The following is a 25895-nucleotide window of genomic DNA, read 5'->3' as shown; positions in this document are numbered from 1 at the left end:
ACCCGACAGGGAGCCCTGGGTTACGCGCTGTCGGCACAGGCTTGACGTGCAGACAAAAAAAAGGGCAGTCAGACTGCCCTTTTTAGAAACACTTGATCAGTTGCCTTTGGCAGCAGCAGCGACTTCAGCGGCGAAGTCGACTTCTTCACGCTCAATGCCCTCACCCACTTCCAGACGCAGGAAGTTGAGAATTTCGGCACCCGCGTTCTTCGCCAGGGTTCCGACCTTGGTGTCCGGATCCTTAACAAAGGGCTGTTCCAGCAAAGAAATTTCAGCAACAAACTTCTTCAGGCGGCCCTGAACCATCTTCTCGATGATTTCAGCTGGCTTGCCGGAGTTCTCGGCCTGGGCGGAAACCACTTCTTTCTCGCGGTCCAGAACTTCCTGAGGTACCTGATCGGCCGAAACGAACTGCGGGTTGATCGCAGCAACATGCATGGCCACATCACGACCCAGCTCTTCATTGCCACCGTTCATTTCAACGGCTACGCCAATACGGCCACCGTGAACATAGGTTGCAACGGTTTTGCCTTCGCCACCGAGCAGTACTACACGGCGCACGGAGATGTTCTCACCGATCTTCTGCACCAGGGCTTCACGTGCAGATTCCAGTTCACCGGCCATCAGTGCTTCAACATCGCTTTGCTGGTCGGCAAAGGCTTTGTCGGCGACGGTATTGGCAAAGTCGAGGAAGTTATCGTCACGGGCGACAAAGTCGGTTTCGCTGTTGACTTCCAGCAGCATGGCGCGGCTGTTGTCAGCGGACTGACGAGTCACGATGATGCCTTCGGCAGCCGTACGGCCTGCTTTCTTGGCCGCCTTAAGACCAGATTCCTTGCGCATGGTGTCGATGGCTGCTTCGATATCGCCGTTCGACTCAACCAGGGCCTTTTTGCACTCCATCATGCCAAGACCGGTACGCTCACGCAGTTCTTTTACCAGGGCTGCTGTGATGTTAGCCATAGTGTATTCCTCACTCATTAAATGGATTCGGTTCACTCGCCGGGCGCCTGCGGCACACGAGAGTCCCTACAATTCGTTTCACGACCAGCGACAGGTGCATCGCAATCGGGCGTCTGTATAGCAAAAAGGGGCCTAGGCCCCTTTTTCACTTGCCTGAGCCGTGCGCCGATTACTCGGCTGGGGTGTCTACAACCGCGTCAGCGACTTCAACAAATTCGTCAGCCTGGGTGGCATTGGCCGCCTTGGCTTCCAGAACAGCGTTAGCGACTGAGCTGGCGTAGATTTCGATGGCGCGAATGGCGTCATCGTTACCCGGGATTACAATGTCCACACCGTCGGGGTTGGAGTTACTGTCCACAACGCCGATGACTGGAATGCCCAGCTTGTTGGCTTCCTGGATGGCAATACGTTCGTGGTCTACGTCGATCACGAACAGGGCATCGGGCAAGCCGCCCATGTCCTTGATACCACCGATGGTCCGCTCCAGCTTCTCGATTTCACGCTCACGCATGAGGCGCTCTTTCTTGGTCAGCTTGTCGAAGGTGCCGTCTTTGCTTTCGGCATCCAGATCACGCAGACGCTTGATCGACTGGCGGATGGTCTTGTAGTTGGTCAGCATGCCACCCAACCAGCGGTGTGCCACATAAGGCATGCCGGCACGGGTTGCTTCTTCACGAATGATGTTGCTGGCAGAACGCTTGGTACCCACGAACAGTACCTTGTTCTTGGCTGCAGCCAACTCACCGATCTGTACCAGCGCCTTGTTCAGCGCCGGAACGGTATGTTCAAGGTTAATGATGTGAATCTTGTTACGGGCACCAAAGATGTATTTACCCATCTTCGGGTTCCAGTAACGGGTCTGGTGACCGAAGTGAACACCTGCTTTGAGCAGGTCACGCATAGAAACAGTAGCCATAGTATCCTCACTGGTTCGGGTTAAGCCTCCACACACCCCATGATTCAACCCCAGACCAATCTTGGCCAAAGGCACCCGGAATCATGTGCCGGTGCATGTGAGAGTTAATAGACACCGCCCGGATCTCAGTCGACTCAGGCGGCATTCCTTTGAACAGTCCGTCCAAAGCGGCGCGCTTTATACCATAAACGAGGGCTGATTCAAAGTTTTTTGACACCATCCCGAGGCGCTCCAGCCCCGTTAGAAGCACCTCTCAGGGCAGCCCCAGGCAGGTTTGCGGCGGCGGTGCTGCAAGTCGCAGCCAAAAGCTTTAGAATGATGCGCCATTATTCATGTTCGCCTGGGAAACTCATGTCTGTAACCATCAAGACCGCCGAAGAAATCGAAAAAATGCGCGTGGCGGGCCGGCTCGCCGCTGAAGTACTGGAAATGATAGGTGAGCATGTTCAGCCGGGTGTCAGCACCGGGGAACTGGACCGGATCTGCCATCATCACATTGTCGAGGTTCAGGGAGGCATCCCTGCACCGCTCAACTACGGCAACCCGCCCTTTCCCAAATCGATCTGCACCTCGGTCAATCATGTTATCTGTCACGGCATCCCCAGCGATGACAAGATTCTGAAAAAAGGCGACATCGTCAACATCGACGTAACCGTTATCAAAGACGGCTACCACGGCGACACCAGCAAGATGTACTTCGTCGGTGAGCCGCAGCCACACCTGGAGCGCCTGGTGCGCATCACCCAGGAATGCCTGTATAAAGGCATAGAACTGGTGCGGCCCGGCACTCGCCTGGGCGATATCGGCCATGTGATTCAGCAACATGCAGAAGCCAACTATTACTCGATTGTTCGAGAATACTGCGGGCATGGTATCGGCGCTGTTTTTCATGAAGAACCGCAGGTACTGCATTACGGACGCCCCGGCACGGGCATGGAATTAAAGGAAGGCATGACCTTCACCATTGAACCCATGGTCAATGCTGGCAAACCCCAGTCGAAACTGCTCGGTGACCAGTGGACTGTGGTGACTCGCGACCGCAAAGCCTCGGCCCAGTGGGAGCACACCCTGCTGGTAACGGCCACTGGCGTTGAAGTATTGACCCGCCGCCAGGAAGAGTCCTTTTAAACCGGAACAGTACCCAGATCCCTCAAGTGGACCTTTTTGTCAACGCACCGTGATGTCGTCTCTTTAGGATGAGTGCATGAATCTGAACGATTATGCCGATGCTGACCTGATTGATGCAGACAGCCTGACGCAGGTAACGAACGAAGCCCCGCCGATAAAGGCGTTGCGCCAGGCTCTGGATCATCTCTATCAGACGCTGGATCGCCGCTTCCTGCAAGGCGAGCCCATACGCACTCTGGTGTTCGGCCGCACCTGGGCCATGGATCAGATTCTGACAGCCGCCTGGCACCACTTCGACTGGCTTAACGAACAGAACATCGCTCTGGTTGCTGTCGGTGGTTACGGGCGCGGAGAATTGCTGCCCAAATCCGACATTGATTTGCTCTTGCTGTTCGATACCGAAGCAGACATCGACGCCAACGTTGATTCAATACAGGCGTTTCTGACCCTGATGTGGGATTTGAAACTCGATATCGGACACAGTGTCCGTACGCTGGAGGCCTGCCAGGAAGAAGCCAGGGGCGATGTCACCATCACCACCAACCTGATGGAAAGCCGCACCCTCAGCGGCAACCCGACGCTGCGCCAACGCGTTTCCGGGTTGATCAGCCAGGCGCACATCTGGCCCAGCGACGATTTCTACAAAGCCAAGCTGAACGAACAGACCCACCGCCACCAGAAGTACAACGAGACCGAATATAACCTGGAGCCCAACGTCAAAGCCGGACCGGGCGGGCTGCGTGATATCCAGACCATTGCCTGGGTAGCGAAACGGCATTTCGGCGATACCGACCTGGCCGAATTGGTCGAGCGTGGTTTCCTGACCGATGCCGAATACCAGGCCCTGATCGACGGACAGGACTACCTTTGGCGCATTCGCTACGCCCTGCACCATTTCAGCGGGCGCGAAGAAGACCGCCTGTTGTTTGATCTGCAGGAAAAAGTCGCCGAGCAGTTCGGCTACCAGGACCGCGAAGGCCAGTTGGCGGTCGAGCACCTCATGCAGGATTACTTTCGCCAGGTGTTCAAGCTGCGCGCTCTGAACATCATGTTGCTGCAACTGTTCGACGAAGCCATTCTGCACCAGAACGAAGACGACCAGCTGATTCCCATTAACTCCCGGTTTCAGGTCCGTAACGGCTACATAGAGACGCTGAACGAGACGGTGTTCATTCGCACGCCGTCAGCGCTGCTGGAAATCTTCGTGCTCTGTGCACAACGACCGGATACCAAAGGCATTCGCGCTTCAACCATTCGCCAGATTTTCGCCAACCGGCATCGTATCAATGGCAAGTTCCGCCAGGACCTGCGCAACATTACCTTCTTTATGGAGCTGCTGCGCAGCCCGGCCGGCGTATCCACCAACCTGATGCGGATGAACCAGTACGGCATTCTGGGGCGGTATTTGCCCGAGTTCGGGCTGATTGTCGGGCAGATGCAATACGATCTTTTCCATGTCTTCACCGTCGACGCCCATACCCTGCTGACCATTCGTAACCTGCGCCGCTTTCGCCACGCGAACAACACCGTTGAATTCCCCATCGCGACCAAGGTAATTCACCAGTTGCCCAAGGTGGAACTGGCCTACATCGCCGCCCTCTATCACGACATTGGCAAGGGCCGTGGCACCGACCATTCAGTCGAAGGCGCCGAAGAGGTCCGTCGTTTCGCACTGCGCCATCGCATGACGGCCTGGGAGAGTGACCTGGTAGTTTGGCTGGTGCGCAATCACCTGCTGATGTCGATCACCGCCCAGCGGCTCGACATTTCCGACCCGGAAGTGATCAACCACTTCACCCAGCAGGTTCGCGACATTCATCGGCTCAACTACCTGTATGTATTGACCGTTGCCGACATCTACGCCACCAACCCCAACCTCTGGAACAGCTGGCGCGCCTCCCTGCTGAAAAAACTCTACCACGAAGCCATGGCCGCCCTGCGACGCGGGCTGGAAAACCCCATCGACAAGGAAGAGCGCATTCGCGATGTTCAGTCAGCCGCCATGGCCATGCTGCGCGACGATGGCTTTACCGAGGCTGAGATCCTGCAGCTCTGGGACAATCCGGGGGATGACTATTTTCTGCGCGAAAGCCCGGAGAACATCGCCTGGCATACTCGTGCCATCGCTAACCATGGTCTCAATGTGCCCTTGGTACTGATTCGCGAAACCGACGAGCACAGCTTCGCCGGCGCCACCCAGATCTTCATATACGCACCCGACAGACCGCATTTGTTTGCCGACATCGCCGCCTGCCTCGACAGTTGTGAACTGGACATTCAGGACGCACGCATCATGACGTCCTCTGCCTCGGATTTCAGTCTCGATACCTTTATCGTGCTCGATGAAGAGGGCCACAGCATCGGCAATAACCCGGCGCGCCTGCGCGATGTACAACACCGGCTGTTGCTGGCCATTCAAGACCCGGAAGACACCGCCACGCCCAACCGGCGTCTGTCGCGCCGTTTGAAACACTTCAGCATTGCGCCGATCATTACCGTCAGCAACGATCCGGCCAATCACCGCACCGTGGTCGAGGTGATCACCTCAGACCGCCCCGGTCTGCTGGCCGACATTGGCCGGGCCTTTAAACGCCTTGATCTGCGCATGCAAAGCGCCCGCATTTCAACGCTGGGCGAACGGGTGGAAGACGTCTTCTTTGTGGTCGACAACCAAAATGAACCCCTGCACGACTCCCACCGCGTGGCTGAATTGCAGAAACAACTGACCGAGACCATCGACCAGGGACAACACCCATGAATCCGTTAATGGCACGACTGATGCCGTACCCCTTTGAGAAACTCAAACAACTGACGGCCAATATCACACCGGCCAACCTGCCCGAAGTCGCCTGGTCCATCGGCGAACCCAAGCACGCTGCGCCGGAGTTTCTAAGCCCTGTTTTGAACCAGAATCTGGGGGGCTTTTCCCAATACCCGGCCACCAACGGATTGCCGGCATTGCGTGAAGCGATCAGCCAATGGTGCCAGCGCCGCTTTCACTTGCCCGATAACAGTTTAACCGCCGACAAAAACGTATTGCCAGTCACCGGCACCCGTGAAGCGCTGTTCTCGGTGGTACAAGCTTTGTTCGATGCCAGCTCCGCCAAACGCGACGTCTGGATGCCCAACCCCTTCTACCAGATCTACGAAGGCGCCACTTACCTGGCCGGTGGCGAACCGCGCTACCTGCCCTGCCTGGCCGAAACCGGCTATCTGCCCGACTTTAGCGGCCTGACCGACGCCGACTGGGACAACTGCCAGATGCTGTTTCTGTGCACACCGGGCAACCCCTCTGGCCAGCCGTTATCGCTAGAGCAGCTGCAACACCTGATCCGCAAAGCCATCAACCACGATGTGCTGCTGATCAGCGATGAATGCTACAGCGAGCTCTATCGCGATGAAGCAAATCCGCCACCCGGACTGTTACAGGCCGCGGCGGCCATGGGCCATACCGACTATCGCAACTGCCTGGTGTTTCACAGCCTGAGCAAGCGCAGCAACCTGCCTGGCTTGCGCAGCGGCTTCGTCGCTGGCGATGCGCAGCTAATTGCCGAGTTCCTGCGCTACCGCACCTACCATGGCTGTGCCATGCCAATACCGCACCAGCAGGTATCCATCGCCGCCTGGCAGGATGAACACCACGTTGCCGCCAATCGCGCGCTCTACAACCAGAAGTACCAGGCGCTGCACGACATCCTGTCCGACAAGATGCCGGTGCGCATTCCCGAGGCCAGCTTTTACCTCTGGCCCAACCTGGAGCGCGACGACACCGAGATTGCCTGTGAGTGGCTGGAAAAAGCCAACATCCGGGTCTTGCCGGGTCAGTACCTGTGCCGGACCATCGACGGCGTCACCCCGGGGTATGGGCACGTTCGCATTGCCCTGGTCGCCGAACTGGACGCCTGTATCGACGCCGCCGAACGCCTGCGCCGCCTGCTCTAAGCGGCCTACTGTGAATAACGGGCAACCCCCTTCCAAGAGAGGAAACCGAACCACCATGATCCGTATTTACGGCATTCGCAATTGCGACACCATCAAGAAGACACTGGCCTGGTTTGCAGACCAGCAGGTCGACATAGAATTCATCGACTACAAGAAAACCCCACCAGACGAGGCACTGGTGCGCACCTGGCTGACACAACTCGACTGGGAACAACTGATCAACAAACGCGGTACCAGCTGGCGCAAACTGCCTCAAGAACAGCGCGACGCCCTTACTGAAGCCGGGGCCATCGAACAGATGATCGCCAACCCGTCTTTGATCAAACGGCCACTGGTCGAGTATCAGGGCGCTGTGAGTGTTGGTTTCGATGAAGCGCACTTCGCACGCTTGGCAGCGCAGGTTCGCTAACACTTTTTTAAACGCTAAAACGACATTAAGAGGACAACCCATGAGCTATTTTGCAGTGGCGATCGGCACCGCCACCCGAAACAAAGACGGCAAGATCATTGAAGCCTGGTACCCCCAGCCGATTCTGGCCCCGTCCGACGACCTGATCACCACGCTCAGCCAGGTCGCCAAGCTCAATGGTGGCAATGAAGCGCTGGTGGTCGAGAACGCCCTGATGAGCCCCCTGGCCGATGGCTTCGACAAAGCCGGCTACCGCGAAAGCGCCCAGTTCTGCCGCGCTGCAGAAAGCAGCCGCCAGACCCTGGTTCTGACCGTACTGGAAACCGACGCCGCACCGGTGTCTGTCGCCGAAGGCTATCTGAAGCTGCATTTGCTGTCGCACCGCCTGGTCAAACCCCACGGCTGCTCACTGGACGGCTTGTTCGGCCTGCTGCACAACATCGCCTGGACCAACGAAGGCCCGATCGACCTGCCAGAACTCGCCGACCGTCAAATGGAAGCCCGGCTGGCGGGCCGCACCCTGGATGTGAAGTGCGTCGACAAGTTCCCGAAAATGACCAACTACGTCGTGCCCAAAGGCATTCGCATTGCCGATACCAGCCGGGTTCGGCTTGGCGCCCACATCGGTGAAGGCACCACCGTCATGCACGAAGGCTTTGTGAACTTCAATGCTGGAACCGAAGCGGTATCCATGGTCGAAGGGCGCATTACCGCCGGCGTTATGGTCGGCGACGGTTCTGACGTCGGGGGCGGGTCATCGATCATGGGCACCCTGTCAGGCGGCGGTAAAGTCGTGATTTCCCTGGGCAAGAACTGCCTGCTCGGCGCGAACTCCGGTATCGGCATCCCGCTGGGTGATCGCTGCACCGTTGAAGCTGGCCTGTATGTCACCGCTGGCACCAAGGTGGCCATGCTCGACAACAAGAAACAGCTGGTCAAAACGGTTAAAGCGCGGGAACTGGCGGGTCAGTCAGATTTACTGTTCTGGCGTAATGCCGAAACCGGTCGGGTAGAATGCCTGTCGAACAAAACGGCGATTGAATTGAACAGCGAGTTGCACAGCAATAATTAACCCTACAGGTTTTGGAGTTCGCCAAAGAGACTAGCGGCGGGTGCCGGGTGTGCCCCTGTGGGGAAGTCCGCAGCAAGGATGCTACGGCCTAGGCTCCATGGATGGATCTACGCCGACCCCACAGGGGCATACCCGGCATCCGGCGCGGACCAATGCCACTCGACCGAACCCGATTGCCGGATCTTGAGTAAACTAGTCGCAGACAAACAGTCTGACCTGATGCTCGGTGAGCAGATCCTGGAAGACTTTGGGGGGTGGGCTGTCGGTGTAGAAGGCATCGGCCTGGGCAATGCTGCCCAGCCGCACCATGGCCTGGCGGCCAAACTTGCTGTGATCGGCTGCCAGTAACACCTGGCGGCTGTGTTCGATAATGGTTTGAGCAACGCGGACTTCCCGGTAATCGTAATCCAGCAAGGAACCGTCATCGTCGATGCCGCTGATACCGATGATGCCGTAATCGAGTTTGAACTGGCGAATGAAATCCAATGTCGACTCACCGACAATGCCACCATCGCGAGCACGCACCTCCCCACTGGCCACAATGACCCGAAAATCTTCCTTGCCACTCATCAGCGTCGCCACGTGCAGATTGTTGGTCACAATTTGCAGACCCTTATGGTGCATCAGGGCATGAGCAATGGTCTCGGTTGTGGTACCAATGTTGATAAACAGGCTGGCATGGTCTGGAATCTGGTCTGCCAGTGTTCGGGCGATGCGCTCCTTGGCAGACTGATTCAGAATTTGCCGGTCAAAATACGGCAGGTTCTCCGTAGAATTAACCGGGCTGGCCCCACCGTGAAACCGCACGATGAACCCGCTGTCTTCCAGTAACGTCAGATCCCGGCGGATCGTCTGGGGCGTTACGCCGAAGTCTTCGACCAGATCGTCAATGGTCGCATGACCGTCTTTTTCGACGCGCCGTACTATGGCGGTCTGTCTTGGATTCAGCGGCTTGTCCAGTCGGGCATCACGTAGTGTCATGCAGGCTTATTGCACCCCCCCGGACATACGGTCTTCCAGGGCATCCACTCGCTCGCTGACAGCGACCAGGCGGCGATTGGCTTCCAGCCTGCCCGCATCGATAGAACGCAGAACCTCATTCAGTTCATCGACTTCGTCTTGCAGCAGTTGCTGGTTCATGGTCGCTGTACCTTGCTCAACCAGCAGGTTTTCCTGTGTCAGCGTCAACGACAGCAAACGCTCTTCCAGACTGGCCGGGTTCAGGTTCTCAAGGCTTGCCTGCAACTCGCCAAAGGCTTCAGACGTCTGGTCCAGTTCAGACTGCAACGCGGCCAGCAACTCCGCCTGGGAACCATTGGCAGCCGCCTGCTCGTCCACCCGGCTGGTCAGCGCTGCGAGCGCCTGCTCACGCGCCTCGATCTGGCTTTGAACGTTGGACTGCAGTTGCGCAATATTCTGCTGATTGGTCTCGATCCACTCGCGGTTACGCTCGTTGGCGACCGCCCAGAGTTTGCGAATTTCGCTCATCTGCATATCGGTTTCAGCCTTGATGGCCCGAAACTGATTGTTGATGGCCGTTTCATTCATCACCACCGATTCATCGGTCTCGGTCATTGAACGCTGCACCGATACGATGCGGTCATCCGCCAGTTGCAGCCGCTCATCAAACATCGCCAGCGTCTGTTGCTGGCTGTAGGCCATTAGCCCAAGACCCGCGCTGATGGCAAACAGCACCAGCACCAGCCCCCACAGCAGCGCTGGCGTGTTACTGCCACCATTGCGCGCTGACGGCTCCGCCCGCCCTCCGGACGCCGTGTTGCGTGGTGTGGACGAAGCGGTCGTCGACTGACGACCGCGGATCTGATCACGGTCTGGTACCATTTTGGGCAGGTCACTGCCCGGCTTGGAGTCCGACATTGAAACAACCTGTGCAATAAATAAGTAGGGTCATTATAGGGACAGCCCCCCGATGAACAAGAGAGGCTCGGTAATTGTGCCCAATCGCATTAAAATAGCCGCCTGGCCGCACTTGAAACCGGCCCCAACCGACCAGATAGTACAGACACGAACGACAACGTGCTAATACACCCATCGAAAAGACAGAGGGAGAACACCATGGCTTTTGAACTGCCAGAACTGCCGTACGCGATCAACGCACTTGAACCCCACATTTCCCAGGAAACCCTGGAATACCACCACGGCAAGCATCACAACACCTATGTGACCAAGCTGAATGGCCTGATCCCGGGCACCGAGTTTGAAGGCAAGAGCCTGGAAGACATCATCAAATCCTCTTCCGGCGGCGTGTTCAACAACTCCGCTCAAATCTGGAACCACACCTTCTACTGGCACAGCCTGAGCCCGAATGGCGGTGGTGCTCCTACTGGCGCCCTGGCTGACGCCATCAATGCCAAATGGGGTTCATTCGAAGCCTTCCAGAAGGAATTCGACGAAAAAGCCGTCAACAACTTCGGTTCAAGCTGGACCTGGCTGGTCAAGAACAGCGATGGCTCACTGGAAATCGTTAACACCAGCAACGCCGGCACCCCCATCACCGAAGGCCAGACGCCAATCATCACCGTCGACTTGTGGGAACATGCCTACTACATCGACTACCGTAACCTGCGCCCCAAATACCTGGAAGCGTTCTGGAAACTGGCAAACTGGGACTTCGCAGCGGAGAACTTCGCCAAGTAAGGCGACGTTCAGAGCACCGTCCTACCCGGCCCGCCTTGCGGGTACGGGCCCTGAAAGGTGGCTTCGGCCACCTTTTTAGTGTCAGGGCTTCCCCAGACAGCCATCAATCCGGTCAATAATCACCAGCAACTGCTGAGTCGATCGCTTCTCAAACTTCAGCGCTTCTTCCGCATAAGGCTTTACCTGAGCCCCGGTGGGCAGCGGCAATTCAGCCTCAATCAACGCTCGCAAACGCTGCAAATAGATCCACTGTAACCACTCCGGCAAGGTTAGTGTATCCACCGCAAACGGCTGAGCACTTGCCAGCGCCTCGGGCGACGGCGGCACATCACTCCAGAAACCCTGCTCTCTCAGCTCCGCTTCCAGTTCGTCCAATAGCGTCGACAATTCAGACAAAAACCTTCCTCCCGTTCCGCAATAATTTGGCGGATTATCAAAAAAAGCGCAGTGTAGACGCCTGATCAGGTGAAGCAAAGCATTGAAGCGTTAACAAACCTGACTTGAATTAAATCCGAAATTGGCAATAAACCAAGTGCTGGCTGCCGGGTTGGCCTGGACGGGGTAGTCCGCAACATGGACTAAAACGCCAGGAGCGTTTTAGCATGAGCGCAGCGAGCCCGAAGGGTGAATCCTAGGGAGGGGATTCATATCATGCGGCCTAGGCTCCACGGAAGGATTCACGCCGACCCCGGCCAGGCCAACCCGGTTGCCAGCACGAACCAATGGCACAAAAGCCCACCAAACGGTTCAACCTCCGGGATTAATAACAAGACTCATATCCGGTACACTGCGCCACCCATGACCGATACCAGAGCCGCTGTATGAGCACCTCAAATACCCAGACCACACCCGGACTTGTTGATTTTCTCGAGCGCAGCGGCGCCCGTTACCGGGCTTTTGATCTGGGCAGTCAGTTGCGTAATCTCAGCAAGGACCAGTTTGCCCGGTTCGACCAGGGACAGCCCTACCCTTACCCGCACCTGAGTCATGCCTGGCTGATCCTGCTGCTGTGGAACCCCGAACAGCGCGAGCAACACAGCATCTGGTTTATGAAACTGCCACTGGACGAACAGGGCGGAATGCCCGCCGCCGTCATGACCGATGTCCTTGACCGGCTGTACCGCTCGCTCGCCACTGCTGATCCCAAAGAGCGCCAGCGCCTGCTGACCGACCACCCCTATCAGTTTACGCCTCCCGACAACAAAATGGCCGCCTTGCACGCCCGCGCCAGCCGTATTCTGGGTGCATCACCCAGCGCCTTTTACGCCGATGCCCAACGGCTGCTGACAAAAACAGGCGCGTCGGAAGACTGGGCCAGCATTGGCCTGCAAGGCCTGTTCGACGTGCTGGAACGGCGCAGCCCGGCCGATGAGCAAGCACTCACCCGGCAGCTGCCCGAGATACCTGACTTCGCACGCCATCAGGTGCTGAACGCCCTCGAACACCACAAACCGGGCGTCGCTCTGACGGAACGCATTATCGAACTGGGGCACCAGCATCAGGACGTCGCCACACGCGTCGCGGCGCTGCGCGCCCTGTCTCAAAGCCCGGCAACAGGCCTGGTAGAAGCTTTCGTCAGCGACTCGCTGAACCACTTTACCGACGAACTGGACGTAGTACTGGCCGTGCTCAGCCGGCATCCGGGTCTGCTGGCCAATACCGACCTGGCGCTGGTGGCACTGGACCGACTGGCCGTATTGGCCGATACAGACGGCTTCAACCGGGTCGTTCAAGGGCTCGCACTGCAACCCGGCTTGTCGGGTCTGATTCTGCAGGCACTGCGCCACCCGCATCGCTCAGACGCGCTGGCCAGCGCCATCGGCCATTTGATCAACAGCACCCGGACCGTACAATGACCGACGCATCCAACAAAAAACCCGCCGATACAAACCCCGGCTCCGGCCACTGTCATTGCGGCCAGACAGAACCCTATCTCAGCTGCTGCGGCCGGTTTCTAGAGGCCGGTGCCTACCCGCGTGATCCGGAGACGCTGATGCGCAGTCGCTTCACCGCCTACCGCCTGCAACGGCTGAATTATCTGATCAGGACCTGGCATCCCGACACTTGCCCGGCGCTGACCGCTGACCACCTTGAAGGCACCGATTGGCAACAGCTACAGGTCATCCGCAGCAAAGCCGGTTTAAAGAAAGGCTGGGTGGAATTCATCGCCCAGTATGTGGATGAGCAAGACAAGCCCGAACAACTGCACGAGATCTCGGAATTCCGCAAAGTGAAAAATCGCTGGGTCTACCATTCAGAACTGCAAAGCTGGCCCGGCGAATAAGCCTGGAGAGTGGTTTTTCAACAGCCACCCGGCCACAATACCCTGCTGTCACAACACCGATTAATCCGCCGACGGAGCCTGATATGAGCTGTTACGACCTGCCCGGATTGTTGCCCTTGGACCAGGCGCTGACGCGGATGCTGAGCCAGTTAACACCCGTAGAGGGCGAAGAAACGCTGGCGATTACCAGGGCGGTCGGTCGTGTAACGGCCCAAGCCGTGTGCGCACAGGTAAACCTGCCTGTGTTTGATAACTCAGCGATGGACGGCTATGGACTGCGACACCAGGATGCCGTAAATGGCAAACCGCTACCGGTTCAGGGAAGGGTATTGGCTGGCGAGACACTGGATGAAGCCTTAAAACCGGGCCATTGCGTGCGCATTATGACCGGCGCCCCCATGCCAGAAGGGTGCGATACCGTGGTGATGCAGGAAAACGCCCGGGTTACGGACCAGGGCATCACCTTCGATCCGCTGCCGGAGCCCGGCGCCAATGTCCGTCTACACGGCACAGACCTGAAAGCCGGTGATGTCGTCCTGCCCGCCGGTCATCGATTACGCCCCATTGATGTGGCGCTTCTTACCAGCATTGGCCTGGCCGATGTGACCGTACGCAGACGCCTTAAAGTCTCTGTCTTTGCCAGTGGCGATGAACTGCAATCGGCGGGCACCACGCTCGCGCCCGGGCAAATATACGATTCCAACCGCCCAGGCCTGCATGCCCTGCTCGACAAACTCGGTGTCGAGGTACTGGATCTCGGCGTCATCCCCGACAATCCCGATGCCCTGCGCCAGGCCTTCAGAACCGCCAATGAATCCTGCGATTTGGTGATCAGCAGTGGTGGCGTCAGCGTGGGCGAAGCCGACTTTACCCGGGACATTCTGGACGAAGAAGGCGACATAGAATTCTGGAAACTTGCGATCAAACCCGGCAAACCCCTGGCTTTTGGCCGCCTAAGCCAAGCCTGGTTTGTCGGCCTGCCGGGCAACCCGGTCTCCTCGCTGGTGACCTTTCATCTGATTGCAGTGCCCGCCCTTCGCTGCCTGATGGGCATGCCCCACCAACCGCTCGCACAACTGAACGCCATCACCCGAGAACCCTTGCATAAAACGCCTGGGCGTATGGATTTTCAGCGTGGATACTGGGATCTGCAGGATGGCACGGTTCAGGTGCGCTGCACCGGCTCCGGCCAGGGCTCACACCAACTGAGTTCCCTGACCGAGGCCAATTGTTATATTGCGCTGGAGCAAGACCGCGGGCCGGTTACACCTGGCGAGACTGTCACGCTCTGGTTGTTTGATGATGTTATGGCCTGACCCATTCTGATTATTGCTAACCAAGTTTTGAAGTTCGCGCAACGCGAGCGACGGATGGCAGGGCTGCTTTTGCGGGGGTATCTGAGGCATGGACTAAAACGCCGGGAGCGTTTTAGCATGAGCTCAGCGAGCCCGGAGGGTGAATCCCAGGGATGGGATTCATATCCCGAAGTTAAGCCTACAGGGCGGTCCGACGTCTCGGTGTATTTACGGCGCCCCCGCAGGAGCAGCCCTGACATCCGTCGCGGGCTCTAGGCGATACAGCCAACCCGAACTCCGAAACGTGTGTATTAAGCCTGTCGGGTAGCCACTGCCCCGGGAAGCCCTTTGTAAACCGCTTGAGCCACCAGCGCTGTTAACACGACTTTGACGCTGTCACCGGGCACATACACGGCCATGACCTGTACCGAACGCAGCCACTCACTGCCCGTCACCAACTTGAAACCAACAATACCAAAGACGTAGAGCACCAGAATCCCGCCCACGAACGCGCCAACACCGGCCGCGATCAGAATCGACTGACGCTGCAGCAGGCGGGCCACATAGCCGGCCACCTGTGCCGCCACCGGAAACCCGATGATAAACCCCGCAGTGGGGCTGGCAAAGACACCCAGTCCACCACGCCCACCCGACAATAAAGGAGCCCCCAGAGCCACAACACCCACAAACAACAGCATCGACAGAAAGCCGCGCCTCGGGCCAAGCATCACCCCGGCCAGCATCACGCCCAGCGTTTGTGCGGTAATGGGAATGCCGGTCACAAAAGGCACAGGCGGAATCAGGCCGAGGGCTGCGACGAGGGCGGCGTACAAGGCCATTTGCACAAGGGCTTGGTCTTTCACTGCTATCTCCTATTGGGGTTGAACCATTGAAACAGGGGTTTCGGGGGATCGCACACCGCCCCGGGCTGCCAGAGCCTGGGCAACGTGATCGGACATGCGAATGGCATTGATCAGCATGGGAATCGCCAGGCGCCAGACCGCGCGGCCACCGCCACGCGATTTCCAGGCCTCGAGCAGGCTGTTCAACACCGCCATCAATACCGGTACAAAACGGACGAATAACGCCACGGTAAAGGCAATACGGTGTGGCGCCACACCGACGCGCCTGAAGGGCGACAATATGGGCATCACCGCATCCATCATGGCGTCCATCCGGGTGGTGAGAGTGACCAGGTTGGCCAGCCAGATCAGCGTCAGCATGCGCAGCAGCATCAGAATGGCGGCACTGACAGACTGACTCCAGGTCTGCACCACGAAAATTAGAATGAACATTGGGAGGAGCGGTTTGACCACCCAGAGGTATGTCCAGCCGGCCGGCCCCAGGCTCCGGTACGCGAGAATGACGGCGATCAGCGCCGCGCCGGCAGTCCACAAAGACGTCAGAGCATAGAGCGCGACGCTGGTTGCCATCAGTACCAGTAATTTTAGCCCGGCTGGCTGCCGGTGCAGCCAGGATTGACGATGCACGTAGAGCGTCATCATAAGCTGAACGCTTCTTTGCATGCGGTCCGGTAATCGGCAATGACGGTCTCTGGGTCGCCATCGCCCTGAACCTGGCCCTGTTCCAGCCAGAGTACCCGGTCAAACGCGGCCAGCACGTCCAGATCGTGGCTGATCATGATCAGTTGTTGCGGCAAACCCAGCAGCCAGTCGGTCAGAAACTGACGGGTGGGCAGATCCAGCGCCGAAAAGGGTTCGTCCAGAATCAACACGGCCGGGTTCATGACCAGCACCGCCATGATGCAGACCCACTGCTTTTGACCTTCCGACAGTGAGTGCACCGGTCGCTCGGCCCAGTCGAGCCGGCGGTGTTCGCGCAAGCAGTGCTCGGCACGTTTGCGCGCGTCTGCCTTGCTCAGGCCCTGATTGCGCAGCCCGAACATCAGCTCCTCAATCACGGTGGGGAAAATCAGCTGGTGATCCGGGTTCTGAAAGATAAAGCCAACCTGATCGGCCATGGCTTCAGGCCCGTCGGCCGGGTTATGGCCCCGCACCTGCAAGCGGCCTTGGCTGGGTTGAAGCAAGCCATTAAACAGGCGCACCAGTGAACTTTTGCCCGCGCCATTATTGCCGATCAGGCCGATACGGCGCTCGCTCAGCGTCAAGTTGAGGTCGCTCAGCACGGTTTGATCGTCGCGCTTCAGAGTAACCTGGTTCAGCTCAATGGTCAGGGTCATGCCGTGTCGGGCCTGGTTCAAATTTGATGCGGAGCATACCAAACTGAAAAATAATAGAACCCCGGCATTTATCAAATGATTATAAATTAACCTAATCTAACCTTATTGCGCTGAACAACACTGCGTTGCCAAAGCCGGCACTGCGTCCGTGCACCAATACGGTACACTGTGCATCACTCTTTGGGACGCGACGACCGATGTACGAACTCACCCCCTTTTTCATTGCCCTGCTGCTTTCGACGGGCTTATTGGCCGGTATCATTAATGTGATGGCAGGCGGCGGCTCTAACCTCACCCTACCCGCTCTGATGGCGCTGGGGATGCCCGCCGACGTGGCCAACGCCACCAACAGAGTCGGGGTTTTTCTGCAGGGCATCGTCGGGCTGCGCGGCTTTCACGCCAAGGGCAGGCTCGATACCGACGACAGCAAGGCGATTCTGATTCCGATGATGGCCGGCGGGGCCGTCGGAGCAGCCTGTGCCTCCTTTCTACCCAACACCCTGCTCAAACCCATTTTGCTGATCACCATGATTACTCTGGCCGTGATTATGCTGGTGCGGCCCAGCATTGTGATTCCCGGCCCCGATGAACAGCCCTACACCGTCAAGCAACGCCCCAGAGCGCGTTGGGGGTTGTTTTTAACCGGTGTTTACGGGGGCTTTGTTCAGGCGGGTGTTGGGTTTTTACTGATCGCTGCAGTGGCAGGCGCCCTGCGCTATGACCTGGTCAAGGCAAACGCCTATAAATTGCTCGGCACCATTGCCTTTACCACGGTGTCGCTGGTGATCTTCATCGCCCGGGGTCAGGTCGCCTGGGTGCCGGGTCTGGTGCTGGCGGTCGGCACCATGATCGGCGCGCAACTCGGCGTACATCTGGCGATCAACGTCAGTCAGCGCACCATGAAATGGTTTTTACTGATCATGACGCTGGCGGCCAGCGCGGCGGCTGTCTGGCTATAAATCCAGCCACCCGGTTCGCCAGGTTTTGGGCTTGTCACTGAAGCTTTCGCAGATAGGCCAACGTATCGTCAAACCCCGGTGACCGGTCACGCAAGCGAACCGAAAACGAGGCGACCGTATCGTTGTGATTGACGCCTTCATAGCGGTGCGTCTGAACCGGTACACCATTTTGACGATAGGCTTGCTCCAAATTGGGCAGATTGCGCGGGCGAACAATGGTGTCATCGAGCCCGTCGATCAGCAGCGCCTGCGGATCATCGGCGCTGACAAAGTTGATCGGCTGTGTTTGGGGAATTCCGTCGGTTCCGCCAAAGAGGTCGATTAAATCCGGGTCCGACAGTGGCAGGAAATCATAGGGGCCGGACAACCCGACCCAGGCGAGAATCTGCGAACGCTCAACACCGACCGTGTTCAGGTACTGCTTATCCAGCGCCAGCAAGGCGGCGATGTGTGCACCGGCCGAGTGCCCCATTAATACCAGTCCGTCATCAGCCAGGCCTTCTCTCACCGCCCAGGCAACGGCCGCCGCGCCATCCTCGACAAAGGCTGGAAACGTTACTTCCGGGTACAGCCGATAATCCGGCACCACAACCCGATACCCCGCATCGGCCAGCGCCTGAGCCACAAAGCGATAACCGCCTTTGTAACCTTCCTGCCAGGACCCGCCGTAGAAAAAGATCAGCGCAGGGGCGCCCGCTTCGGGTTCGGTTGGCTGGTATAGATCCAGCCGCTGGCGGGACTGGCCACCATAGGCAATGTCAACGGTGCGCTCATAGCCGTGGTGAGGGGTAATCAGATTAAGGGCAGGCAAGGCGCACCCGCTCAGCAAGAGCATTAAGGGAGCCAGCCAAAAAAAAGGCCGGTACCGCCAGGTACCGGCCAGAGCATGCAGAAACATCGAGAGGAACCTGAAATTGCGTATCTAATCTACTCTACGCTCTCCGGACGAATCCGGATGCGTATTGGAGTGCTAGATCACCATCAAGTCCATAAAGCGGTGCACCGGGGTTTTCTTCAGGCGCTCGGCATCCTTGCACAACTCAAATATTTCTGTGGTGCGGCTTGCCGGGAAACGGGTGGCCAGATTGGCCCGGAATTTCTGCTCCAGCAATGGAATGCCCTCGGCACGGCGACGACGGTGGCCGATCGGGTATTCCACAGCGACCTGCTCGGTGCTGCTGCCATCCTTGAAAAAGACCTGAATGGCGTTGGCAATGGAACGCTTGTCCGGCGCGTGGTACTCGGCGCTGTAGCGCTGGTCTTCAACGATCTCCATTTTCTCTCGCAAGGCATCAATTTCCGGATGGGCCGCGTGAAACTCATCTTCATACTGCTCGGCCACCAGGTTGCCAAACAACAGAGGCACCGCCGCCATGTATTGGAGGCAGTGATCGCGGTCGGCAGCGTTCGCCAGCGGGCCAACCTTGCTGATGATGCGAATCGCCGATTCATGCGTGGTGATCACAATGCGATCGATCTCATCGATGCGGTCTTTCACCTGGGGGTGCAGGGTAACGGCCGCCTCGGCGGCCGTCTGCGCATGAAATTCAGCCGGGAAGCTGATCTTGAACAGAATCTGCTCCATCACATAGCTGCCGTAGTCGCGCTGAAATTTGAACGACCGGTCGGCCTCGGGTTTAACTTGCTGATCCTTGTTGGTTTTACTAAACAGCACATCGTAAAACCCCCATTGCGGCGCGGTCAGCGCACCGGGAATGCCCATCTCGCCGCGCAGAGCGATGTCGACCAAACGCACTGCCCGGCTCGTGGCATCACCCGCCGCCCAGCTCTTGCGTGAACCGGCATTGGGGGCATGGCGGTAGGTGCGCAGCGCCTGACCATCAACCCAGGCATGAGACAGCGCACTGAGCAATTGCTCACGATTCGCGCCCATCAGTTTGGCCACCACCGCCGTAGAGGCGACTTTTACCAGCACCACATGATCCAGACCCACACGGTTAAACGAATTTTCCAGAGCCAGCACGCCCTGAATTTCATGCGCCTTGATCATGGCTTCGAGTACGGCGTCCATGGTCAAGGGCGCTTCACCCTGACTGACCCGCACCTGCGACAGGTGATCGGCCACGGCCAGAATACCGCCCAGGTTGTCCGAGGGGTGGCCCCACTCGGCGGCCAGCCAGGTGTCGTTGTAGTCAAGCCAGCGCACAATGGCGCCAATATCCCAGGCGGCTTTCACCGGATCGAGCCGCAGCTGTGTGCCCGGTACGCGCGCGCCATTAGGCACAACGGTACCTTCAACAATAGGCCCCAGGTGTTTGGTGCATTCAGGGAAACGCAACGCCAGCAGGCCACAACCGAGCGTGTCCATCAGGCAGTTACGGGCGGTATCCCAGGCTTCATTGCTGTCGATTTTGTAGTCGAGTACGTAATCGGCAATGGCTTGCAAGACGTCGTCGTATTCAGGGCGGTTGTTCAGGTCTACGTTGGAGCTCATGGTCGGGTCCTGTTTCTAATAAAAAAAAAGTAAATGCAAAATGAGGCTAACAATCTAAGTTTTGGAGTTCGCTGTTGTGACGAGCGGCGGCTACCGGGTGTGCCTCTGTGGGGTAGTCCGCAGCAAGGATGCTGCGGTCTAGGCTCCATGGAGGGATCTACGCCGACCCCACAGAGGCATACGCGGTAGCTGGCGCGGGCCAGTGCCCTCTAGACGAACCGAATTCCGAAACTGGCATTAGCCACCAAAGTTCAGTTTCTGCTGAGATCAGTTAACGTTTTTCCAACGGCACAAAATCACGCATTTCCGGGCCGACGTAATCCGCATTCGGTCGGATAATACGGTTTTTGGCGCGCTGCTCTTTTATGTGCGCCGTCCAGCCACTGACTCGAGCCATTACAAAAATGGGCGTGAACAAGGGTGTTGGAATTCCCAGGGCGTGATAGGCCGGTGCGTGGAAAAAGTCGGCATTTGGAAAAAGTTTTTTCTCGTCCCACATGACCGTCTCGCACCGTTCAGCAATGTCGTACAAATGGCTGTCGCCACTTTGGTCGGCAAGCCGTTTTGCCCAGGCTTTGATAATGGCATTGCGCGGATCGCTGGTGCGATAAACCGCATGGCCAAAGCCCATGATTTTTTCCTTGCGCGAGAGCATGCCCTGCAATTGCTTTTCGGCATCGTCCGGATCTTTAAACCCTTCGATCATCGCCATCGCCGCTTCGTTGGCGCCACCGTGCAAAGGCCCTCGCAGTGTACCAATGGCACCGGTCACCGCGCTGTAGATATCCGTCAGAGTACTGGCGGCGACGCGTGCGGCAAAGGTTGAGGCATTGAATTCATGCTCGGCATACAGAATCAGCGATGCGTGCATGACTGCAATGTGCACCGGATCGGGAGTTTTCTGATGCAATAAGGTCAGAAAATGCTCGGCTATGCTGTCGGCTTCGCTGAACGTTTCTATACGACGATTGAAATGCGAAAAGTGGTACCAGTAGCAGATGATTCCCGGAAAGGCGGCCAGCATGCGCACGATCTCGGCATCCTGCTCTTCAAAGCTGTGCTCGGGCTCCAGCACACCCAGCATGGAACAGCCAGTGCGCATCACATCCATTGGGTGAGCACTGGCCGGAATGCGCTCCAGCGTCTCGAGCAATGCCTGCGGCAGTTCGCGTTTTTCTTTCAGACTGCTGGCATAATCGGTCAGTTGTTCGGCCGTTGGCAATTCACCAAATTGCAGCAAATAGGCGACCTCTTCGAACTGGGCATTGTCGGCCAGGCTTTGAATATCGTAGCCCAGGTAGGTCAGGCCACTGCCTTCTTTACCGACCGTGCACAACCGGGTTTCTCCGGCCACCTGGCCGCGAAGTCCGGCTCCGGATACGGGTTTGTCCACCATGATCAGCCTCCTGTACGTATCGTAATGTCTGTGTTTTATAGTGCGTTCTGAAACCGTTTTATGCCCTCAATAAAAGGGCTCACAGAATGCCCAATGCCCCTGCTAGCGAGCGCCGCCTTCAGTGAACAGGGCATCGAGCTTCGCTTCGAAATCGTGATAGTTCAGCACGTCGTACAAGTCCATTCGGGTTTGCATCATGTCGACGACGGCCTTCTGATCGCCCTCTACTTTAATGCTCTGATACACCTCCAGTGCCGCCAGGCTCATCGCACGGAAAGCACTCAACGGGTACAGCACCAAGGCAACGCCGGTGTCGGCCAGCTCTTTCTGGTTAAACAGAGGGGTTTGTCCGAACTCGGTAATGTTTGCCAGAATGGGCACATCCATGGCATCGGCGAATGCTTTGTAGTCATCCAGGGTGTGGACGGCTTCAGCGAAAATGCCATCCGCACCGGCGTCGACGCAAGCCCGGGCACGGTCGATGGCCGCTTGCAGACCTTCCTGGGCGAAGGCATCGGTGCGGGCCATGACGAAGAAGTCATCGTCCTGACGCGCATCCACACAGGACTTGATCCGATCGACCATTTCCGCCTGGCTGACGATGGCTTTATTGGGCCGGTGACCACAGCGTTTTTGCATCACCTGGTCTTCAATGTGAATGGCCGCCACCCCGGCCCGTTCCATCTCACGAATGCAGCGGGCAATGTTAAAGGCACCGCCGAACCCGGTGTCGATATCGACCAGCAGTGGCAGGTCACAAGCGCCGGTTATGCGCCGCGCGTCTTCCAGAACATCATTCAGGGTAGTGACACCCAGGTCGGGCAAGCCAAAGGAGGCATTGGCCACCCCACCGCCCGACAAATAGATGGCCGAATGACCGGCCCGTTCTGCCAGCATGGCCGTGTAAGCATTGATGGTGCCAACGATCGGCAAGGGGGTTTGTGCCGCAAGGGCCTCGCGGAAGCGGCGGCCGGCTGTAGTTGCAGCCTTCATAGCAGAGTCTCCTCAGTCGTTTGTTCGAGTACCCGGCGTGCCGAGCGAATGTGTCGTTTCATCAGCAACGAGGCGAGTTCGCCGTCGCGTTGTTGCAGTGCTTCAAAGATGCGCTGGTGTTCTTCCAGCGCCTGCCGGGGTCGCCCGCGCCGGTGTGCGGACTGAAACCGAAACATGCGCACTCGCTGGTAGAGCTCATCACACAGCAGGCTGATCAACCAGCGATTACCGCTGGCCTGAATGATGTTGAAATGAAAATCCAGATCCCCTTCCTGCTGTATGTAAAACTGGTCGTTCTGGTCATCCAGGTAGCGTTCGTGCCGGACGAGGACTGCGCCCAGTTCCTGCAGGGCCTCGTCGGTCATGTGCTTTGCCGCCAGCTCACAAGCCAGCGACTCAAGATTTTCCCGAATCTGATACAGCTCGATCAGCTCCTGACGATCCACACCGACGACCTGGGCTCCGACGTGCGGCACTTTGCGCACCAGACGACGGCTTTCCAGACGATGCAGCGCCTCACGCAGCGGGCCGCGGCTAATGCCCAGTTCAGTCGATAACTCCGACTCGCGCAACCTTTCATTGGGCGCGATATCGCCGCGCACGATGGCTTCCAGCAATTGCTGGTAAATGCGGTCGACCTGAGTGCGTGCTTCCATAGATTGTCTACAATAGAAGGATATTTAGCCCATTAAACGGTTATAGCGCCGTACTTTCAACCTAAATTGTAAACAATAAGACTATTGGACGACCAACAATGACCCGGTGGGCACCAGAGAGACTGTGGCCGGGGTCACTGACACCAAAACCCGTAATCCTCTATACTGCCCACAGGCTCCCAGTGACAGGACCAGCACCATGAGCGAAGCGCGTTACGACATCTATTTCCGGGGCGATCTGCTCGAGGGGTTTTATGCCGACTTCGTGAAAGCGGATATGGCTCAGCTGTTCAAGACTGACCCCGCCCGACTGGAGGCGTTTTTTTCCGGCAAGCCGCAACCGGTCAAACTAAAAGTCGACCGGCCGACGGCGGCCAAGTACAAGGCCGCGCTTGAGAAGATCGGGGCCAAGCCGATTATCGTGCCCATGGGCGCGTCCATACCGGCAGGAGCCGCGCGCTCTGGTGCATCCGCTTCAGCATCGCAACAACAGGGTTCCGACGCCGGCTCTGTTAACCAGCCGGCAACAGAGCCCGGTAGCACCTCCGACTGGACAGTCCTGCCGGCGGGAAGCGACATCGGCGAACACAGGGACATTCAGCCGGTAGCAGTCGATACTACCGGCTTTAGCCTTGCGCAGGCGGGCGCCACCCTGGTTGAACACCCGGAACGCCCGGCTCCCGTTCAGGTCGACATTTCAGGGCTGTCACTGGATGAACCTGGGGTCACCCTGGTGGAGAACCTGGAACGACCGGCACCGGCCCAGGTCGACCTGTCCGGTTTGTCGCTGGATGAACCGGGCGTCACACTGGTCGACAGTGATCGGACAGCGCCGCCTCCGCCCCCGGACGTTTCGCATTTAACGCTGGAATAGCAGCTCAGCGGTACCGTTGGCGCTCGCGGTACCAGCGCTCCTTGTCGGCATACATTCGCTCATCCGCCAGTTTCAATACGTCTTCCGGCGGTACCTGATCGGAGCTGGCAAGGCCGACACTCATTTGAATGGGGGTTTCAACCAGGGTACCGTCATCGGTGGTCAGGCTGATGTTTTTTTGTTTTACTTGGCGGTCAATACGCTGCATCAGAGCTGCGGCTCCACTCTCACCTTCACTGCGACAAAGAATCACAAACTCATCGCCCCCGTATCGGAATACCTGATCCTGATCGCGGCAGATGCCCTTTAGCGCATCGGCCACAAAGCGTATCAGCTCATCTCCTGCTGCATGCCCGTACTGATCGTTGACCGGTTTGAGGCCGATCAGATCGATCAGTATCACGGAAAAGTGGTCATTGGCATCGACTTTCAGGCGGTTCTGCGCTTCGGCCAGTTCCGATTCCAAATGCCCGCGATTGTAGATTCCGGTCAGCGCATCTCGCTCCGCAGCTGCCTTGAGCTCAAGCGTCAACAGTTTGTTGGCAACCGCCGTGCCCAGTTGCTTGATCAGCAATTGCAGTGCCTGACGCTCCTCCTCGGGCAGGGTTGCCCCCTGTATCAACAGCAAGCCCTGAAACCGGTCGAAGCGCTCACGCAGGGGAAACACAAAACTGCCGGTGTGCTGATCGGTCGTATTGAGAAAGTACCCTTGCGGCAGATGCTCTCTGATTCGGGCCAGACGGCGCTTGAGAATGGTCTGCTGTTCCTCATCCAGGTCTGGCGTGAAGACAGAAAAGTAGAGTTCATCGTGTTCCCGCGGGTCTTTCAAAACAAAACCGAACGACTGGTCCGGATACAGTCGTTGCAAAACATCCAGTGCGGCGGCCACCAGTGACTCGAACGACTCTACCTGATCATTCAAATCACTCAGCTCCAGCATGGCGCTAAAAATCACGTTCTTTTGCTCGGCGTTCTTTTTAGTGCCAACCAGCCTCGTTTTCTGGATATAAAACACCCAGGCGATGCTGAATATATAGAGTTGAAGCGAGACCATGGTTAACACATTGATCCCCAGCGGGGCCTCTGGAGACCACGCGATCTCTGAGAGTAACGCTACCAGAGCGATACCAGAGGCAAAATAAACCAGAGCCAAGGCGCACTGGCGTATACCACCGGTCATGGTATTGTTAAGAATAACAGCCGCCAGCAAGGTAAAGGATATCCAGCCAGAAAAGTGGATGTGGGCACACCAGGCACCCAGCACCAGCCCGTCAAACATCATGGCACGGCGCTCGCTGCTGACAGTCGACCGGCGCCAGTAGTCATACCAATACACAAGATGGGGGTAAACCAGAAAATACAGCGCGGCGACGGGCAGGTTCCAGAACGACCAGCCTCGCTCAAGCGTCAACCACGAAATAGCAACGAAGGTGGCACCAAACCCTAGAACCCTCGGGGTGTAATTGACCCGAGTAAGCCTGGGCAGGCGATACTGAGTTGCTGAAGCAATAGACGTAGGCAGAGTAAAACCTCCAGTGTCGAATCGCTACTTAGCCTTCCGTGCCCTAACGCACCAGCCTTTAGTGGCCCGGCCCTCAAAAAGCCGCCCTGTGAAGACGCTTCGTTGCACCCTTGGCAGAGCTCGTCTGCGTTATACTAATGAGTACAGTGTGGTCCATGCGCCAGGCCGGGGCA

25 protein-coding genes are annotated in these 25895 nt (G+C 57.6%); 11 read left to right on the top strand and 14 right to left on the bottom strand.

All coding sequences use genetic code 11. The annotated features are described in order from the left end of the window. Positions 1-96: 96 nt before the first annotated feature. Positions 97-963: a translation elongation factor Ts gene (tsf, locus tag EP166_RS00230; protein WP_127554825.1), complete on the bottom strand. Its 867-nt coding sequence runs from the start codon at positions 961-963 to the stop codon at positions 97-99. 169 nt (positions 964-1132) lie between these two features. Then, on the bottom strand, positions 1133-1879 hold the full coding sequence (gene rpsB / locus EP166_RS00225; RefSeq protein WP_127554824.1) for a 30S ribosomal protein S2: 747 nt from the start codon (positions 1877-1879) through the stop codon (positions 1133-1135). A gap of 351 nt (positions 1880-2230) precedes the next feature. Between rpsB and map the strand changes: the two genes are divergently transcribed. From map to dapD, 5 genes are all read left to right on the top strand, one after another. Then, positions 2231-3007 (top strand): type I methionyl aminopeptidase, encoded by a 777-nt coding sequence (map, locus tag EP166_RS00220; RefSeq protein ID WP_127554823.1) that lies wholly within the window; start codon positions 2231-2233, stop codon positions 3005-3007. A 76-nt stretch (positions 3008-3083) separates the two neighbouring features. Beyond that, on the top strand, positions 3084-5765 hold the full coding sequence (glnD, locus tag EP166_RS00215) for a [protein-PII] uridylyltransferase (RefSeq protein WP_127554822.1): 2682 nt from the start codon (positions 3084-3086) through the stop codon (positions 5763-5765). Further along, entirely contained in the window at positions 5762-6949 is a 1188-nt protein-coding gene (dapC, locus tag EP166_RS00210) for a succinyldiaminopimelate transaminase (protein WP_127554821.1), read from the top strand. The genes glnD and dapC overlap by 4 nt, the downstream gene beginning before the upstream one ends. Positions 6950-7004: 55 nt before the next feature. Continuing rightward, positions 7005-7358 carry an arsenate reductase gene (locus tag EP166_RS00205; RefSeq protein WP_127554820.1) on the top strand — a complete coding sequence of 118 codons (354 nt, stop codon included), beginning with the start codon at positions 7005-7007 and terminating at the stop codon, positions 7356-7358. A gap of 40 nt (positions 7359-7398) precedes the next feature. Next, the gene (gene dapD, locus EP166_RS00200; RefSeq protein ID WP_127554819.1) at positions 7399-8430 is read left to right on the top strand and encodes a 2,3,4,5-tetrahydropyridine-2,6-dicarboxylate N-succinyltransferase; all 1032 of its coding nucleotides are present in this window, start codon (positions 7399-7401) and stop codon (positions 8428-8430) included. A gap of 192 nt (positions 8431-8622) precedes the next feature. On the opposite strand, the gene EP166_RS00195 is transcribed toward dapD, so the two are convergent. Both EP166_RS00195 and EP166_RS00190 read right to left on the bottom strand, forming a co-directional pair. After that, positions 8623-9411 carry a DeoR/GlpR family transcriptional regulator gene (locus EP166_RS00195; protein ID WP_127554818.1) on the bottom strand — a complete coding sequence of 263 codons (789 nt, stop codon included), beginning with the start codon at positions 9409-9411 and terminating at the stop codon, positions 8623-8625. A 6-nt stretch (positions 9412-9417) separates the two neighbouring features. Beyond that, positions 9418-10308 (bottom strand): hypothetical protein, encoded by an 891-nt coding sequence (locus EP166_RS00190; RefSeq protein ID WP_127554817.1) that lies wholly within the window; start codon positions 10306-10308, stop codon positions 9418-9420. A gap of 198 nt (positions 10309-10506) precedes the next feature. Between EP166_RS00190 and EP166_RS00185 the strand changes: the two genes are divergently transcribed. After that, entirely contained in the window at positions 10507-11088 is a 582-nt protein-coding gene (locus EP166_RS00185) for a superoxide dismutase (RefSeq protein WP_127554816.1), read from the top strand. An 81-nt stretch (positions 11089-11169) separates the two neighbouring features. Here EP166_RS00185 and EP166_RS00180 read toward each other — a convergent pair whose 3' ends face one another. Beyond that, positions 11170-11484, bottom strand: a complete 315-nt coding sequence (locus EP166_RS00180; protein WP_127554815.1) for a YqcC family protein — start codon at positions 11482-11484, stop codon at positions 11170-11172. A 425-nt stretch (positions 11485-11909) separates the two neighbouring features. On the opposite strand from EP166_RS00180, the gene EP166_RS00175 reads away from it, so the two are divergent. From EP166_RS00175 to moeA, 3 genes are all read left to right on the top strand, one after another. Next, positions 11910-12944 (top strand): DUF3549 family protein, encoded by a 1035-nt coding sequence (locus EP166_RS00175; protein ID WP_127554814.1) that lies wholly within the window; start codon positions 11910-11912, stop codon positions 12942-12944. Continuing rightward, positions 12941-13372 (top strand): YchJ family protein, encoded by a 432-nt coding sequence (locus EP166_RS00170; RefSeq protein ID WP_127554813.1) that lies wholly within the window; start codon positions 12941-12943, stop codon positions 13370-13372. The genes EP166_RS00175 and EP166_RS00170 overlap by 4 nt, the downstream gene beginning before the upstream one ends. 83 nt (positions 13373-13455) lie before the next feature. Further along, the gene (gene moeA / locus EP166_RS00165) at positions 13456-14688 is read left to right on the top strand and encodes a molybdopterin molybdotransferase MoeA (protein ID WP_127554812.1); all 1233 of its coding nucleotides are present in this window, start codon (positions 13456-13458) and stop codon (positions 14686-14688) included. A 290-nt stretch (positions 14689-14978) separates the two neighbouring features. On the opposite strand, the gene EP166_RS00160 is transcribed toward moeA, so the two are convergent. The 3 genes from EP166_RS00160 to EP166_RS00150 are packed head-to-tail and all read right to left on the bottom strand — an operon-like array spanning position 14979 to position 16867. After that, on the bottom strand, positions 14979-15530 hold the full coding sequence (locus EP166_RS00160; RefSeq protein WP_127554811.1) for a biotin transporter BioY: 552 nt from the start codon (positions 15528-15530) through the stop codon (positions 14979-14981). A 9-nt stretch (positions 15531-15539) separates the two neighbouring features. Beyond that, complete coding sequence (locus EP166_RS00155) at positions 15540-16172, bottom strand: energy-coupling factor transporter transmembrane component T family protein (RefSeq protein ID WP_164743765.1); 633 nt, start codon at positions 16170-16172, stop codon at positions 15540-15542. Next, positions 16169-16867, bottom strand: a complete 699-nt coding sequence (locus EP166_RS00150) for an energy-coupling factor ABC transporter ATP-binding protein (RefSeq protein WP_127554809.1) — start codon at positions 16865-16867, stop codon at positions 16169-16171. The genes EP166_RS00155 and EP166_RS00150 overlap by 4 nt, the downstream gene beginning before the upstream one ends. A gap of 197 nt (positions 16868-17064) precedes the next feature. On the opposite strand from EP166_RS00150, the gene EP166_RS00145 reads away from it, so the two are divergent. Continuing rightward, positions 17065-17826: a sulfite exporter TauE/SafE family protein gene (locus tag EP166_RS00145; protein ID WP_127554808.1), complete on the top strand. Its 762-nt coding sequence runs from the start codon at positions 17065-17067 to the stop codon at positions 17824-17826. A 34-nt stretch (positions 17827-17860) separates the two neighbouring features. Here EP166_RS00145 and EP166_RS00140 read toward each other — a convergent pair whose 3' ends face one another. The 5 genes from EP166_RS00140 to EP166_RS00120 form a co-directional block, all read right to left on the bottom strand. Beyond that, positions 17861-18724 carry an alpha/beta hydrolase gene (locus EP166_RS00140; RefSeq protein ID WP_127554807.1) on the bottom strand — a complete coding sequence of 288 codons (864 nt, stop codon included), beginning with the start codon at positions 18722-18724 and terminating at the stop codon, positions 17861-17863. Between the two features lie 72 nt (positions 18725-18796). Continuing rightward, positions 18797-20281, bottom strand: coding sequence for a 2-methylcitrate dehydratase (gene prpD / locus EP166_RS00135; protein ID WP_127554806.1), 1485 nt, complete (start codon positions 20279-20281; stop codon positions 18797-18799). A gap of 271 nt (positions 20282-20552) precedes the next feature. Then, the gene (gene prpC / locus EP166_RS00130; RefSeq protein ID WP_127554805.1) at positions 20553-21677 is read right to left on the bottom strand and encodes a bifunctional 2-methylcitrate synthase/citrate synthase; all 1125 of its coding nucleotides are present in this window, start codon (positions 21675-21677) and stop codon (positions 20553-20555) included. A gap of 102 nt (positions 21678-21779) precedes the next feature. After that, complete coding sequence (gene prpB, locus EP166_RS00125) at positions 21780-22670, bottom strand: methylisocitrate lyase (RefSeq protein WP_127554804.1); 891 nt, start codon at positions 22668-22670, stop codon at positions 21780-21782. Next, positions 22667-23326, bottom strand: coding sequence for a GntR family transcriptional regulator (locus EP166_RS00120; protein WP_127554803.1), 660 nt, complete (start codon positions 23324-23326; stop codon positions 22667-22669). The genes prpB and EP166_RS00120 overlap by 4 nt, the downstream gene beginning before the upstream one ends. A 199-nt stretch (positions 23327-23525) precedes the next feature. Here EP166_RS00120 and EP166_RS00115 point away from each other — a divergent pair, with 199 nt between their 5' ends. Beyond that, the gene (locus tag EP166_RS00115; protein ID WP_127554802.1) at positions 23526-24200 is read left to right on the top strand and encodes a hypothetical protein; all 675 of its coding nucleotides are present in this window, start codon (positions 23526-23528) and stop codon (positions 24198-24200) included. Positions 24201-24204: 4 nt separating this feature from the next. On the opposite strand, the gene EP166_RS00110 is transcribed toward EP166_RS00115, so the two are convergent. Continuing rightward, the gene (locus EP166_RS00110) at positions 24205-25686 is read right to left on the bottom strand and encodes a sensor domain-containing diguanylate cyclase (protein WP_281276762.1); all 1482 of its coding nucleotides are present in this window, start codon (positions 25684-25686) and stop codon (positions 24205-24207) included. Between the last annotated feature and the right edge of the window lie 209 nt (positions 25687-25895).

Source organism: Saccharospirillum alexandrii (genome assembly GCF_004000275.1).
GTDB lineage: Bacteria > Pseudomonadota > Gammaproteobacteria > Pseudomonadales > Natronospirillaceae > Saccharospirillum > Saccharospirillum alexandrii.
The sequence above is the reverse complement of the archived record's forward strand: the minus strand, read 5'-3'. Positions and strand labels throughout refer to the sequence as shown.